The sequence below is a fragment of the Kitasatospora sp. NPDC059146 genome, from assembly GCF_042786665.1.
Taxonomy (GTDB): Bacteria; Actinomycetota; Actinomycetes; order Streptomycetales; family Streptomycetaceae; genus Kitasatospora.
This window is the reverse complement of sequence record NZ_JBHZCY010000009.1, coordinates 1-13512: the sequence shown is the minus strand read 5'-3', so window position 1 is coordinate 13512 and position 13512 is coordinate 1. Positions and strand designations below refer to the sequence as shown.

The window sequence follows — 13512 nt, the reverse complement described above, 5'->3', positions numbered from 1 at the left end:
GCGACAACCGGTGGGTACCCTCCACCGCTCACCCCCCGATCAGCACAGGAACCGGGCCGGGAACCCGAATCCGCACTACCCCAGCCGCAGGTCCGCGGCCGCCACGACCTCTCCCAGGCGCGGGAAGTCCAGCTCCACCGAGGCCCGGTGCTCCGCCTCCGTCAGCCCGGCCATCGCGTCCTCGACGAACACCAGCCGGTAGCCGTGGTCGGCGGCCGCGCGGGCGGTCGACTCCACACCGAGGTTGGTCGCGATCCCGGCGAGGACGAGCGTCTCCACTCCCCGGGCCCGGAGCAGTTCGTGCAGTCCGGTGCCCTGGAAGGCGCCGATGGTGCGCTTCACCACGACCTCGTCGGCCGCCGCCTCGACCTCGGCCACCAGCCCGCTGCCGGGCGGCTGTTCGGCGACGCCCGGCCGCTCGACCCGCACCGCGACGACCGGGGCGCCGGCCGCACGGAAGTCCTCGGCGAGGCGCAGCGAGGCCGCCACGACCTCCGGACCGGAGTGCGGCGCGAGCTGGTTGGCGACGATCCGGTCCATCAGGTCGATCAGGACCAGGGCCGTACTACGGGGATCAAGGGTGGTCATGGCGCTCACGCTAGCCCATCGCCCACGGCACCCGAACCCTCCGCCGCCTCCCGGGCGATCTCCGCCCGGAACCCCTCCACCAGCACCCGCAGCCCGTAGTCGAAGTCGGCGTCGTGGTCGGTCATCCGCAGCACGTCGGCGGCCTCGCTCAGCAGCGGCAGCTCGCGCAGCGCCTCGTCGGGGAACGGCGGCCGGGTGCGCTGCGCGGCGTCCTGTCGCCAGGCCTGTTCCTCGGTGACCCAGCCCATGATGTAGCGGTCGACGGTCAGCAGCAGTCGCAGTGCGGTGCGCGGGCGCAGCCCGGCCCGGCACAGCGCGCTCAACTGGGCCTCGATGGCCGGGAGTTCGTCCTCGGTCGGCAGGGTGCCGGCGTGCACCCGGGCGCCGTCACGGTAGGCCAGCAGGGCGTTGCGCTTGGCCCGGGCGTCGGCGGTGATCCAGTCGGGCCAGTGCTCCGGGTCCGGCTCGCGGTCGGGCGGGAGGGCCTCGGCGAGCATCGCCTCGGCCATCAGGTCGAGCAGTTCCCGCTTGTTCTTGAAGTGCCAGTACAGCGCCGGTGACTGCACGCCCAGCTCGCGGGCGAGCCGGCGGGTACTGAGCCCGTCGATGCCCTCCTCGTTGAGCACGCGCAGCGCGGTGCGCACCACTTCGTCGCGTTGCAGCGCCATCCGATCGGCCTCCCGGTAATCCGCTTGCGGGGCCACCTTATCGCCGCTAAGTTCCGACCCGGACTTTATCAGTGATAAGGAGGCAATGCCCGCCACGACAACCACTGCCGCGACAACCACTGCTACGACGACCACTGCCGCGACGCCCACCCACCCGACACCCAAGGACCCCGCATGACCCCAGGAACGGACCGCCGACGGTCCCGACTGCTCCCCGACACCACCCCCTGGCGCACCTCCCGGGACTTCCGCCTCACCTGGACCTCCGGCACGGTCACCCTGCTCGGCTCGGTCTTCACCATGACCGCGATCCCGCTCCAGATCGCCGACCTCACCGGCTCACCGCTCGCCGTCGGAGCCGTCGGAGCGGTCGAACTCGTGCCCACCGTCCTGTTCGGCCTCTACGGAGGCGTGCTCGCCGACCGCGCCGACCGCCGCAGCGTCGCCCTGGCCTGCGAAGTCGCCCTGGCCGTCCTGAGCGCCCTGCTACTGGCCAACGCGCTGCTCGGAGCACCCGCCGTCTGGCCGCTCTACCTGGCCGCCGGCCTGGCGGCGGCCGTCCAGGGCATCCAGCAGCCCTCGGTGGAGGCGATGGTCCCGCGGCTGGTCCCGCCGGAGCAGCTGGTGGCGGCCGGGGCGCTGCTCTCGCTGCGCTGGAGCATCGGCGGCGTGGCCGCGCCGGCCGCCGCGGGACTGCTGATCGCGACCAGCGGGGCCCCGGCCGCATACCTGGTCGACCTGGCCACCTTCCTGCTGTCCGTCGCCCTGCTCGCGCGGGTGCGGCCCGTCCCCTCGGAGCGGGACGCCGAGGCGCCGCCGCTGCGCGACCTCACCGAGGGCGTCCGGTACGCGGCCCGCCGACCCGACCTGCTGGGTACCTACCTGGCCGACCTGGCCGCCACCGTCTTCGCCCTGCCCACCGCCCTGTTCCCCTTCCTCGCCGGGGAGCTGGACGCGACCTGGGCGCTGGGCCTGCTCTACTCGGCGTCCGCCGCCGGGAGCCTGCTCGCCGCCACCACCGGCGGGTGGACGGAACGGGTGCACCGGTACGGACGGCCGGTCCTGCTCTCCGCCGCCCTGGTGGGCGCGGCCACCGCCGCGGCCGCCGTCGCCCCGGGCCTGTGGGCCGTGCTGCTCTGCCTGGCCGTCGCGGGCGCCGCCCACTGGATCGGCGACACCTTCCGCAGCGCCCTGTGGAACCGGTCCATCCCGGACGAGCTGCGCGGCCGCACCGCCGGCCTGGAGCTGCTGATCGGCTCCGCCGGACCGGCCCTCGGCGATCTCCGGGCTGGCGGCCTCGCCGCCCGGCAGGGCATCCGGGCCGCGCTGGGCACCGGCGGCCTGCTCTGCCTGGGCAGCAGCGCCCTGCTCGCCGCGGCGCTTCCGGCGCTCTGGCGCTACGACCAGCGCACGCCTGCCACGGCGGAGGCCGGGGCCCGCCCCACGCCGTGAGGGTGCCGGGCACGCCCGGCCCGCCCACCGACTCCACCAGGTCCACGTCAAGCGAACTCTTGCCCCGCCCGCATTGACTGACGCTTTGTCAACAATTCACCATCCCCTGTCTACCCGCATAGATCCGCCACTGCTGACATGGACACACACCGCCCGGCAGCCCGTGCCGGGCCCGTGACAGGGAGCTCCCCCATGCTTCGCGCCCACCGACTCGCCCCCGCCGTCGCCACCGCGGTGCTCGCCGCGGCCGCCCTCGCGACCGCCGGCACCGCGCACGCCGCCCCCGCCTCCGCCGCGCACACCCGCGCCGCCCTCGACGCCACCTGCTCGCAGGCCTACCTCCCGCTGCCCGACCCCGCCTGCACCCCGGGCGCCACCAACCCGGACGTCACCCAGGACACCATCGACTCCACCATCTGCGTCCCGGGCTACAGCACCTCGATCCGCCCCTCCACCAGCTACACCAACCGCTTGAAGGTCCAGCAGATCGCCCAGTACGGCTACGAGGACACCAGCACGGCCGACTACGAGGAGGACCACTTCATCCCGCTGTCCCTCGGCGGCCACCCCACCGACCCGAACAACCTCTGGCCGGAGCCCCACTACGCCACCGACTCCAGCGGCCTGACCTCCACCGACAAGGACACCGTGGAGTACAAGCTCTACCGCGCGGTCTGCAACCACCAGGTCGCCCTGGTGCCCGCCCAGCAGGCCATCGCCACCAACTGGACCACCGCGCTGTCCGTCCTCGGCCTGGGCTGACGCCCGGCCGTCCGGCGCGGGCCCCGCGTCTCACAGCGTGAGGGCCCGCGCCGACGCCCGTACCGGGGAGGGGAGTTCGGTCCGTCCGCGCAGGTAGCGGTCCACCGCCGCGGCCGCCGCCCGGCCCTCCGCGATCGCCCAGACGATCAGCGACTGGCCCCGCCCGGCGTCCCCCGCGACGAACACCCCGTCGGCGGCGGTGCCGAACCCGTCGTCCCGCTCCAGCGTCCCCTCCGGCCCGATGCCCAGCCCGAGTTGGGCGTACAGCGGCTGGTCCGGCTCCGGCCCGACGAAGCCCAGCGCGAGCAGCGCCAGTTGCGCCGGGAGCACCCGCTCGGTGCCCGCCCGGGGGCCACGGTCGCCCGGCTCGGCCTCGGCGTAGCGGACGGCCGCCAGCCGCCCGTCCGGCCCCGGCTCGAACCCGACCGTGACCGCCGCGAACACCCGCCCGCCGGCCGAGGACGACCGGCCCTCCTCCCCCGACGTCGCCCGCTCCTCGCCCGACGACGCCCCCTCCTCACCCGACGACGACAGCGACAGCGACGACGCCCCCGCCCGCCCCGCCAACTCCTCGTGCGAGGTGGTCTCCCGGTACACCTTGGGGTGGACCGGCCAGGGCTGCCCCGGCCCGCGCCGCTCCGGCGGACACGGGTTGATGTCCAGCTGGGTCACCGAGGCCGCACCCTCGCGCAGCGCCGTCCCCAGGCAGTCGGAGGCGGTGTCCCCGCCGCCGACGACGACCACCCGCCGCCCCCGCGCGGACAGCGGCGAGACCGCCCGGTCCCCCTCGTCCACCCGGTTCGCCCAGGTCAGGTACTCCATCGCCGGGTGCACTCCGGCCAGCTCGCACCCGGGCACGGCCGGCACCCGCCAGGCACCGGCCCCCACCGCGACCACCACCGCGTCGTACCCGGCCCGCAGCTGCTCCCCGGTGACGTCCCGCCCGGCCCACACCCCGGTGCGGAACTCGGTGCCCTCGGCCCGCAGCTGCGCCAGCCGCCGTTCCAGCCGGTGCTTCTCCAGCCGGAACGGCGGGATCCCGTAGCGCAGCAGCCCGCCCGCCCGGTCGGCCCGTTCGTAGACGGTGGTGGCGTGGCCGGCCCGGGTCAGCTGCTGGGCGGCGGCCAGCCCGGCCGGCCCGGAGCCGATCACCGCCACCCGCCCGCCCGGTTCCGGCCGCTCGGGCGGCTGCGCCGCGTCCCAGCCCTCGGCCCAGGCCCGGTCGGCGATCGCCAGTTCCACGTTCTTGATCGTCACCGCGTCCCCGTCGATCGCCAGCACGCAGGCGCTCTCGCACGGGGCCGGGCAGAGCCGCCCGGTGAACTCCGGGAAGTTGTTCGTCGCCAGCAGCCGGGCGGCCGCGGCCCGCCAGTCCGCGTCCGCGACCAGCCGGTTCCACTCCGGCACCAGGTTCCCCAGCGGACAGGCCGCGTGGCAGAACGGCAGCCCGCAGTCCATGCAGCGCTCCGCCTGTCCGCCCACCAGCGGCAGCAGTTCCCCCGGCCGGTACACCTCCCGCCGGTCCCCCAGCCGCTCCCGGGCGTCCCGGCGCGCCCGCTCCGCGCGCGGGGTGGTGAGGAAGGCCATCCGCTCTGCCATCGAGGCCTCCGGCGGGGCGTACCGAAAGGGTCCGGCGGCCCACCCGGCGGCACGCCACCGTGTGGCCACCGTACGCCCACGAAGCGGCGCGCGACACCCGTGCCGGCCGGGAATCCGTGCCCCCGCTCTCCACTGCCGTGAGCACGCCAGGGAGAATCTCCCGCATGAGCCACACCGTGCTGATCGCCGAGGACGACCGCGCCATCCGCGACTCGCTCACCCGCGCCCTCACGCTGGAGGGCTACCGGGTGCGGATAGCCGCGGACGGCACCCAGACCCTGGCCGTCCTCGCCGAGCAGCGGCCGGACGTCCTGGTGCTCGACGTGATGATGCCCGCGCCGGACGGCCTGGAGGTCTGCCGCCGGCTGCGCGCGGCCGGCGACCGCACCCCGGTGCTGATGCTCACCGCCCGGGTCGAGGTCCCGGACCGGATCGCCGGGCTGGACGCCGGGGCCGACGACTACCTGGTCAAGCCCTTCGACGTGGACGAGCTGTTCGCCCGGCTGCGCGCCCTGCTGCGCCGCAACCCGCCCGCCGACACCCCCGAGGACGTCCTGACCGTCGCCGACCTGCGGGTCGAGCCGCCGGCCCGCCGGGCCTGGCGCGGCGGCGCCGAACTGGAGCTCTCCCGCACCGAGTTCGACCTGCTGGAGCTGCTCGCCCGGAACGCCGGCGCCGTCCTCGACCAGACCACCCTGTACGAGCGGATCTGGGGCTACGACTTCGGCCCGGGCTCGAAGAACCTCGCGGTCTTCATCGGCTACCTGCGCCGCAAGCTCGACCGCCCCGGCCTCACCCCGCTGATCCACACCGTCCGCGGCGTCGGCTACACGCTGCGCGAGCCGTGACCGGCCCGTCGGCCCGCCGCCCCCGGCTGCCGCGCCCCGGCCTGCGCACCACCCTCTCGCTCGCCTTCGCGGTGATGGCGGCCCTGGTCGCGGTGGTGATCGGCACGCTCGGCTACCACGCGGCGGCCGCGCTGATCCGCGACGACGAGTCGGACGACTTCAACTCGGCCGTCCACGCGGTCAGCGGCCAGGTGGACCGCCAGAAGCTGTTCCCGGGGGACTTCAACAGCCCGAGCGGGCTGAGCGAGCAGCTGCTGCACCCGATCAGGGTGACCGCCCAGGCCCTCGACTCGCACGGGGCGATCCTCCCGGGCACCGCGCACCTCGACCTGCCGACCACCGCGACCGACCGCGAACTCGCCCGCGCCGACGCACCCGCCCGCACGGTGATCGACGTGCGCCGGGTCGGCGGCCGGACCTGCCGGGTGGGCGTGGTCTCGCTCGGCGGGGGCCGGGGCGCCGTCCAGGTCGTGCTGCAACTCGACGACATCGAGGAGCTGTTGGAGGTGCTGCGGCACCAGATGGCGGCCGTGGTGGCCGTCGTCGTGCTGGTGGCGGGCGGATCCGGCTGGCTGGTCGCCGGGCGGATCACCGGCCGGCTGGTCCGGCTCACCGACGCGGCCGAACGGGTCGCCGCCAGCGGCCGCCTGGACGTCCCGGTGCCCGCCTCCGGCCGGGACGAGGTGGGCCGGCTCGGCCGCGCCTTCGACCGGATGCTGGTGCGCCTCGCCACCGCCAAGGAGAACCAGCGCCGTTTGGTCCAGGACGCCGGGCACGAGCTGCGCACCCCGCTGACCAGCCTGCGCACCAACCTCTCGGTGCTGCCCAGCATCGACCGGCTGCCGCCCGCGGAGCGCACCGCGCTGCTCGCCGACCTGGCCGAGGAGGCCCGGGAGCTGACCCAGCTGGTGGAGGAGCTGGTGGCGCTGGCGGCGGACCGCAAGGCCGACGAGGACCCGGTCGAGGTGGTGCTGGCGGAGGTGGTCCGCTCGGCCGCCGCCCAGGCCCGCCGGCGCAGCGACCGGGAGATCACGGTGGTCACGGACGACACCGTCGTCATCGCCCACCCAGACGCGCTGGCCCGCGCGGTGGGCAACCTGCTGGACAACGCGGCCAAGTTCGACCCGGCGGGGACGTCCCCGATCGAGCTGGTGGCGCACGGCCTCCGGGTCGAGGTCCGGGACCGCGGTCCGGGCATCGACGCGACCGACCTCGACCGGGTCTTCGACCGCTTCTACCGGGCCACCGCGGCCCGCAGCCTGCCCGGCTCGGGCCTGGGCCTGGCCATCGTCGCCGAGGTGGCCCGCTCGCACGGCGGCACCGCCTACGCCGCCAACCGGTCCGGCGGCGGCGCGGTGATCGGCTTCACCCTGGGCGGCTGAGCACCCCCGAGCACCCCCGGGCACAGCTCAGCCCCCTCGGCCTCGGCACGCCGAACGGGCCCGGCGCGCACCAGGCGCACCGGGCCCGTTCGGAGGACGGGTCGGCTCTCAGACCGCGGCGAGCAGTCCCCGCCCGAGCCAGTCGGCGTCGTCCTTCACGCCCGGCAGGACGAAGAAGTACCCGCCACCGGTCGGCGAGATGTAGTCCACCAGCGGCTCGTCGATCAGCCGGGTCTGGGTGGCCTCGAACTGCCGCACCACGTCCTGCTGGTAGCAGCAGAACACCAGGCCCATGTCCAGGTTGCCCGCCTTGTCCACGCCCCGGTCGTAGTTGAAGCCGCGGCGCAGGATGCGCGAGTTGTCGGTGTCGGCGGTGCGCGGGTTGGCCAGCCGGATGTGCGCGTTGAGCGGGATCGCCTTGCCGTCCGGGTCCTTGCCGTAGTCCGGCGCGTCGTTCTCCTGGTGCCCGTCCAGCGGCGCGCCGGTGTCGCGGCGGCGGCCGAACATCTTCTCCTGCTCGCTGAGCTTGACCCGGTCCCAGAACTCGATCAGCATCCGGATGATCCGGACCACCTGGTAGCTGCCGCCGGTCGCCCAGGCGGGCTCGCCGGCACCGTCGGTGACCCAGATCAGCCGGTCGCTCTCGCGGGCCGAGGTGGTGTCCGGGTTGGCGATGCCGTCCTTGAAGCCGAGCAGGTTGCGCGGGGCGCCGTCCGGGCGGGAGGCGCTCTTGAAGCCGTCGATCCGCCAGAGGATCTGCATCGCCCCGCGGGTGTGGCGGGTGATGTCGCGCAGTGCGTGCAGCACCGTGTCCTGCTGGTCGGCGCAGATCTGCAGCGAGAGGTCGCCGTGCAGTTCGCCGGGCTGGAGGTTGTCGTTGGGGAAGGTCTTCATCGGCGTCAGCTTGACGGGCTTGGCCTTGGCGAGCCCGTAGCGGTCGTCGAACAGCGAGGCACCGACGCCGACCGTGACGGTGAGGTTGTCGGTGGGCACGGTGGGGCCGAGGATGCCGCTGTCCGAGGGCGGGGCGCCGACGCCGAGGTCGGGCGGGGTGCCGCCGGCGGTGAGCAGGCGGATCCGCTCGGTCAGGGTCCTGAACAGGTCCTCCAGGCCCTTGCGGTCCTGGGCGATGACCTGGCAGGAGACGAAGGCGGCGAAGCCGGGGGCCGGGGTGACGACGCCGGCCTGGTGGGCGCCGTGGAACGGGACGGCCCCGTTCGCGGGCTGGTGGGTGTCCCCGGCGGCGGCCGGTTCGGCCCCGAGGGTGAACGCCCCGCCGGCCAGTACGGCGGCCCCGGCGCCCGCGCCGAGCGCGGCCCGGACGAAGCTGCGCCGGGCCGGACCGGCCGGGCAGCCGCCCTGGTCGGCGACCGACTCGGCGGCCGGTGCGGCGGAGACGGCGGCAGCGGCGTGCGGGAACGGGCAGGAGCCGGCGGCTGCGGTGTGGTCGGTCATCAGGCGGCCTTCCGGATCTCGAGCAGGGCGGGGACGGGCGAGAGGTCTTCGAGCAGCTGGCCGGTGGCGCCGTTCAGCTGGCGGCGGGTGCCGTCGGGCAGCTTGTCGAGCGGGATCCAGCCGTCGGCGGTGTGCGCCGCGGCGACGAGGTCCCCGACCCGCTTCATCCCGGCGTTGACCCGGACCAGCACCTGCGGGTCGCGCTCGTCGAGCAGCGGCTGGAGCAGGGTCAGCAGCTCCTGGGTGCCGGCCAGGTTGGCCTGGGTGGTGGCGAGGTTGGTGCCGCTGCCCATGTCGGTGTCGCCGGTCAGCTCGAACTGGAGGGTGTTCTCCAGGATCTCGTGGGCGCGCAGCGGGAGGTCGCCCGGGTCGAAGTCCTGGGTGGGGAAGTCGTGCACCAGCTTGGCGACGTTCTGGGCGAGCTCGTCGGCGACCGGCGTCAGGTCGGCGGCGGACTGGCCGTGCCAGAGGCCGTACTCCAGGCGCAGGAAGCCGGTGAAGCCCGGGTCCTGGGCCTTGTCGGCGTAGCCGTCGGCGCGGCCGTCGATCTTCTTGTCGAGGTCGGCGAAGGTGCCGTAGGCGGCGCCGAGCGAGGCGTACTGGAGGTGGGCGGTGAGCCAGTCGGCCTTGGCGGCGTTGAGGTCGCCGCCGTGCACGTCGGTCTGGATCTTCTGGGTCTGCGTCATCAGGGTCGCGAGGCCCTTGGTGACGTAGTCCTTGTAGCTGTCCAGCGGGGCCTTGAGGTCGTCCTCGGAGACCGGCTTGACGGCCTTGACCTCGGCACCGCCGGAGACGTGCACGGTGGCGGAGGTTGCGGTGGTGCCGCCGGTGGGCACGCAGCGCCAGGCGTAGTCGCCGGAGCCGATGGTGGCGGTCAGCGCCCGGGTGGTGCCGGGGGCCAGGCCCTCGATCTCGCCGTAGACCGCGCCGGTGCCCGGATTGACCAGGTAGACCTCGGAGACCTTGTCGCCGCTGTTGTGCATCTGGAACACCTGCTGGCCCGGCTGGGGGGTGCCGAAGCCCTTGCCGCACTCCTTCTCGGAGACCGCGACGGTGGCCGAGCTGTCCTGCTTGCCGTCGCTGACGGCGATCACGGCGCCGGCCACCACGACCGGTACGGCGACCAGCGCGGTCGGCAGCACCCAGCGCGGCCGCCCGGTGCGCACCGGCTCGGCCTGCTCCGCGTCCGGCTTGCCCGCCGCAGCAGCGGCGGGGGCGGCGGGGGCCGCGGCCGGAGCCGCCGTGCCGCCGCGCACGCCCTCGATGAACAGGGTCATCACGATGCTCAGGTAGGCGATGTAGCCGACGACCTGGAGGACCGTCATGGTGACGGTCAGGTTGAGGGTGCCCTGGACCAGCGTGGCGTACCAGGACGAGGCGTCCAGGTGCCCGCTCAGGTCGAAGGCGTACGTGCTGCCGCCGCCGACCAGACCGGACTCCTGGAGGTCGCGCAGGCCGTAGCCGAGCACGCCCGCGGCGACCACGATCAGGCCGGCGCCGGTGAGGGTGAAGAACTTGGTGAGGTTCATCTTGAGGGCCCGGCGGTACAGGCCCCAGCAGAGCGCGACGGAGAGCAGTAGGCCGACGGCGGCGCCGATGATCGGCCCGGTGGACTCCCCGGCGGTGCGCGCGTTGGTCCACAGGAAGAGCGAGGTCTCCAGGCCCTCCCGGGCGACGGCGAGGAAGCTGGTGAGCACCAGCGCGCCCGCGCCCATGGCCAGCGAGGCCTGGACCTTCTCCTTGATGTCGGCGGAGAGGGTGCGCGCGGAGCGGCGCATCCAGAACACCATCGCGGTGACGAAGCCGACCGCGATCAGGCTCAGCACCCCGCCGAACGCCTCCTGGGCGTGGCCGGAGAGGTTGGCGGCGGTGAAGGTGAGCACCGCGCCGAAGCTGAGGCTGAGTGCGACGGCCGCCGCGACGCCCGTCCAGACCTGGGGGAGCCGGCCCTTCTGACCCGCCCTCACCAGCGTGGCGACCAGGATCGAGACGATCAGGCCCGCTTCGAGTCCCTCGCGCAGCCCGATCAGAAAGCTGGGAAACGCCTCATCCCACATGCAGCGGGCTCCTCCCCCGGGCCGCCCCGGGTCGTACCAGTTCTGGAGCGCACCGCCGCGGCAGCGGCGGCACGGCACGGCGAACGCCCCGGACACCGTGGTCCAGGGCGTTGCGCTTAGCTTAGGCAAACCTTAGAGGGACGGCGGTCAACTGCACCCCCCGTTCAGGTAAGGGTTCGGTATGAGAACACCCATGCGCCGGGCAACTCCGCAGGTCGGAGCCGTCGGGGCCGCCGAGGGGCGGGCCGGTTCACCCCCACCACTGCTCGGGTGCCGCCTCGGGCCCGGGCTCCGGAGGGACCGTCACCGGTTCGGCGCAGCGCACCAGCAGCTCCCCCTCCTCCGTCCCGGTGACCAGGAAGCCCCGCTCCCGCAGGACGAGCGCGGCCGCCCCGCTCAGCGCCGCCCGCGCCGACCCGGAGGGCGGACCGTCCGCCTCCGCCCCCGGGGACCAGCCGACCGCCACCCCCTCGGGGTGACGGTCGATCGACAGCGGCGAGGTGCCCGGTGCGGTGTCGAACCCGGCGCGGGACAGGGCCTCGGTGACGGACGCGAGGAGTTCACGGTGATCCACCATTGGCGCAGCGTAGGCCCGGCCCCGCGCGGCGCCCGGACGCGGCACGCGCCGAAACGGTTCAGCTGCACCCGGGCGCAGCATCTCCCCCGCCCGGCCCCGACCGGCGGCCAGCCGATCGGGCGTCAGGAACCCCCGTCCGGCCCGACACGAGCGGCCGGACGGCCCGATGGACGTGCACAGTCGGCCCCCTGCCGACAGCATGACAGAGTAAGCGCTCCATCACCCTGAGCAACGGGTCCAGTGAACCGCCCAGGTCCGCGCGCCGGTCCGCCCGGCGGACCCGTATCGAGAGGTCCCATGATCACAACACTTCGCCGGCCGGCGTCCTCGCCGACGGGCCTCCACGCCGGCACGCCGAGAACGCCGGGGAGCCCGTCGTGAGAACCGACCAGCAGTCGCAGCCGGGACCGGTGACCAGCACCCGCGCCAAACCGGCCAACAAGGCCGAAGCCCTCGCCGACTGGACCGACGGCCGACTCGGCATCTACTCCCTCGCCAAGGCCAACCTGCGCAAGATCTTCCCGGACCACTGGTCCTTCATGCTGGGCGAGATCGCGCTCTACACCTTCGTCATCATCATCCTGACCGGCGTCTGGCTGACCCTCTTCTTCAACCCGAGCATGGGCGAGGTCGTCTACGACGGCTCCTACGTCCCGCTCAAGGGCATCCGGATGTCCGAGGCCTACGCCTCCACCGTCAACATCAGCTTCGAGGTCCGCGGCGGCCTGCTGATGCGCCAGATCCACCACTGGGCGGCCGTCGTCTTCATCGCCTCGATGCTGACCCACATGCTGCGGGTGTTCTTCACCGGCGCCTTCCGCAAGCCCCGCGAGATCAACTGGATCTTCGGCGCGCTGCTGCTGTTCCTCGGCATGTTCGACGGCTTCATGGGCTACTCGCTGCCGGACGACCTGCTCTCCGGCACGGGCATCCGCTTCATGGAGGGCGCGGTCCTGGCCGTCCCGATCGTCGGCACCTACCTGCAGTTCTTCATCTACGGCGGCGAGTTCCCGGGCACCGACATCATCCCGCGGCTGTTCACCGTCCACATCCTGCTCATCCCGGGCATCATGGTGGGCCTGCTCGCGGCGCACCTGATCCTGGTCTTCTACCACAAGCACACCCAGTTCGCCGGGCCCGGCCGGACCAACGAGAACGTGGTCGGCATGCCGCTGATGCCGGTCTACATGGGCAAGGCGGGCGGCTTCTTCTTCCTGGTCTTCGGCGTCATCTCGTTCATGTCGGCGATCGCCACGATCAACCCGATCTGGGCGTACGGCCCGTACCGGCCCGACCAGGTGTCCACCGACGCCCAGCCGGACTGGTACATGGGCTTCTCCGAGGGCCTGATCCGGGTGATGCCGGGCTGGGAGATCAGCGTCTGGGGCGGCCACACCCTGAACCTCGGGGTGTTCATCCCGCTGATGGTCTTCCCGACCGTGCTGCTGGCCATCTGGTGCTGGCCGTTCCTGGAGGCCTGGGTCACCGGGGACCGCGGCGAGCACCACATCGCCGACCGCCCGCGCAACCACCCGGTCCGCACCGCGTTCGGCGTGGCCTGGATGGGCCTCTACCTGATCCTGCTGGCCGGCGGCGGCAACGACCTGCTGGCGACCCACTTCCACCTGTCGATCAACGCGATCACCTACGCCGTGCGGATCGGCTTCTTCGCCCTGCCGGTGGCGCTGTTCGTGATCACCAAGCGCTGGTGCCTGGGCCTGCAGCGGCGGGACAAGGAGAAGGTGCTGCACGGCCGGGAGACCGGCGTGATCAACCGGCTGCAGCACGGCGAGTTCGTCGAGGTGCACGCGCCGCTGCCGCAGGGCCGGCTGTACACCCTCACCTCGCACGAGCAGCCCGAGCCGGTCGAGCTGGCGCCGGAGGTGGACGAGAACGGCGTGGCCCGCCGGGCCGGCCTGTGGACCCGCACCCGGGCCAAGCTGTCCCGCGGCTTCTACGGCGAGGGCAGCCAGATCGCCAAGCCCACCGTCGAGGAGCACGAGGAGATCACCAGCGGCCACGGCCACCACTGACAGTGAGGATGTTCATGAGCGGTTCCCGGGCAGGTCTGACTCAACCTCTGACTGACCTCGGGTCCTCAACCGGATCTGTCGGCCTCGTCCG

Annotated in this window: 11 protein-coding genes; 5 read left to right on the top strand and 6 right to left on the bottom strand. The window is 73.6% G+C overall.

The window, feature by feature from the left end; genetic code table 11:
• Positions 1-75: 75 nt before the first annotated feature.
• Both ACFXPX_RS05835 and ACFXPX_RS05830 read right to left on the bottom strand, forming a co-directional pair.
• Complete coding sequence (locus ACFXPX_RS05835; protein ID WP_380525545.1) at positions 76-588, bottom strand: isochorismatase family protein; 513 nt, start codon at positions 586-588, stop codon at positions 76-78.
• A gap of 5 nt (positions 589-593) precedes the next feature.
• Entirely contained in the window at positions 594-1256 is a 663-nt protein-coding gene (locus ACFXPX_RS05830; RefSeq protein WP_380587685.1) for a TetR/AcrR family transcriptional regulator C-terminal domain-containing protein, read from the bottom strand.
• Between the two features lie 174 nt (positions 1257-1430).
• On the opposite strand from ACFXPX_RS05830, the gene ACFXPX_RS05825 reads away from it, so the two are divergent.
• Complete coding sequence (locus tag ACFXPX_RS05825; RefSeq protein WP_380639690.1) at positions 1431-2708, top strand: MFS transporter; 1278 nt, start codon at positions 1431-1433, stop codon at positions 2706-2708.
• A gap of 192 nt (positions 2709-2900) precedes the next feature.
• Entirely contained in the window at positions 2901-3470 is a 570-nt protein-coding gene (locus tag ACFXPX_RS05820; RefSeq protein WP_380639688.1) for a hypothetical protein, read from the top strand.
• 30 nt (positions 3471-3500) lie between these two features.
• On the opposite strand, the gene ACFXPX_RS05815 is transcribed toward ACFXPX_RS05820, so the two are convergent.
• Positions 3501-5069 carry a glutamate synthase subunit beta gene (locus ACFXPX_RS05815; RefSeq protein WP_380639687.1) on the bottom strand — a complete coding sequence of 523 codons (1569 nt, stop codon included), beginning with the start codon at positions 5067-5069 and terminating at the stop codon, positions 3501-3503.
• A 164-nt stretch (positions 5070-5233) separates the two neighbouring features.
• On the opposite strand from ACFXPX_RS05815, the gene ACFXPX_RS05810 reads away from it, so the two are divergent.
• Together ACFXPX_RS05810 and ACFXPX_RS05805 are read left to right on the top strand one after the other, a co-directional pair.
• Entirely contained in the window at positions 5234-5917 is a 684-nt protein-coding gene (locus ACFXPX_RS05810; RefSeq protein ID WP_380525550.1) for a response regulator transcription factor, read from the top strand.
• Positions 5914-7299: an ATP-binding protein gene (locus ACFXPX_RS05805; RefSeq protein WP_380639685.1), complete on the top strand. Its 1386-nt coding sequence runs from the start codon at positions 5914-5916 to the stop codon at positions 7297-7299. The genes ACFXPX_RS05810 and ACFXPX_RS05805 overlap by 4 nt, the downstream gene beginning before the upstream one ends.
• A gap of 108 nt (positions 7300-7407) precedes the next feature.
• Here the strand turns inward: ACFXPX_RS05805 and efeB are convergent, their stop codons facing one another.
• The 3 genes from efeB to ACFXPX_RS05790 all read right to left on the bottom strand — a co-directional run bounded on the left by efeB (position 7408) and on the right by ACFXPX_RS05790 (position 11388).
• Positions 7408-8754, bottom strand: coding sequence for an iron uptake transporter deferrochelatase/peroxidase subunit (gene efeB, locus ACFXPX_RS05800; protein ID WP_380525552.1), 1347 nt, complete (start codon positions 8752-8754; stop codon positions 7408-7410).
• Complete coding sequence (gene efeU, locus ACFXPX_RS05795; RefSeq protein WP_380525553.1) at positions 8754-10811, bottom strand: iron uptake transporter permease EfeU; 2058 nt, start codon at positions 10809-10811, stop codon at positions 8754-8756. The genes efeB and efeU overlap by 1 nt, the downstream gene beginning before the upstream one ends.
• A gap of 250 nt (positions 10812-11061) precedes the next feature.
• Positions 11062-11388, bottom strand: a complete 327-nt coding sequence (locus ACFXPX_RS05790; protein ID WP_380525554.1) for a hypothetical protein — start codon at positions 11386-11388, stop codon at positions 11062-11064.
• Positions 11389-11798: 410 nt separating this feature from the next.
• Here ACFXPX_RS05790 and ACFXPX_RS05785 point away from each other — a divergent pair, with 410 nt between their 5' ends.
• Complete coding sequence (locus ACFXPX_RS05785) at positions 11799-13421, top strand: cytochrome bc complex cytochrome b subunit (protein ID WP_380402498.1); 1623 nt, start codon at positions 11799-11801, stop codon at positions 13419-13421.
• Positions 13422-13512: the final 91 nt, after the last annotated feature.

What these genes read in the sequence shown, in the direction of transcription:
- ACFXPX_RS05835 (WP_380525545.1), bottom strand. Translation starts at nt 588, where the DNA reads ATGACCACCCTTGATCCCCGTAGTACGGCCCTGGTCCTGATCGACCTG.
- ACFXPX_RS05830 (WP_380587685.1), bottom strand. Translation starts at nt 1,256, where the DNA reads ATGGCGCTGCAACGCGACGAAGTGGTGCGCACCGCGCTGCGCGTGCTC.
- ACFXPX_RS05825 (WP_380639690.1), top strand. Translation starts at nt 1,431, where the DNA reads ATGACCCCAGGAACGGACCGCCGACGGTCCCGACTGCTCCCCGACACC.
- ACFXPX_RS05820 (WP_380639688.1), top strand. Translation starts at nt 2,901, where the DNA reads ATGCTTCGCGCCCACCGACTCGCCCCCGCCGTCGCCACCGCGGTGCTC.
- ACFXPX_RS05815 (WP_380639687.1), bottom strand. Translation starts at nt 5,069, where the DNA reads ATGGCAGAGCGGATGGCCTTCCTCACCACCCCGCGCGCGGAGCGGGCG.
- ACFXPX_RS05810 (WP_380525550.1), top strand. Translation starts at nt 5,234, where the DNA reads ATGAGCCACACCGTGCTGATCGCCGAGGACGACCGCGCCATCCGCGAC.
- efeB (WP_380525552.1), bottom strand. Translation starts at nt 8,754, where the DNA reads ATGACCGACCACACCGCAGCCGCCGGCTCCTGCCCGTTCCCGCACGCC.
- efeU (WP_380525553.1), bottom strand. Translation starts at nt 10,811, where the DNA reads ATGTGGGATGAGGCGTTTCCCAGCTTTCTGATCGGGCTGCGCGAGGGA.
- ACFXPX_RS05790 (WP_380525554.1), bottom strand. Translation starts at nt 11,388, where the DNA reads ATGGTGGATCACCGTGAACTCCTCGCGTCCGTCACCGAGGCCCTGTCC.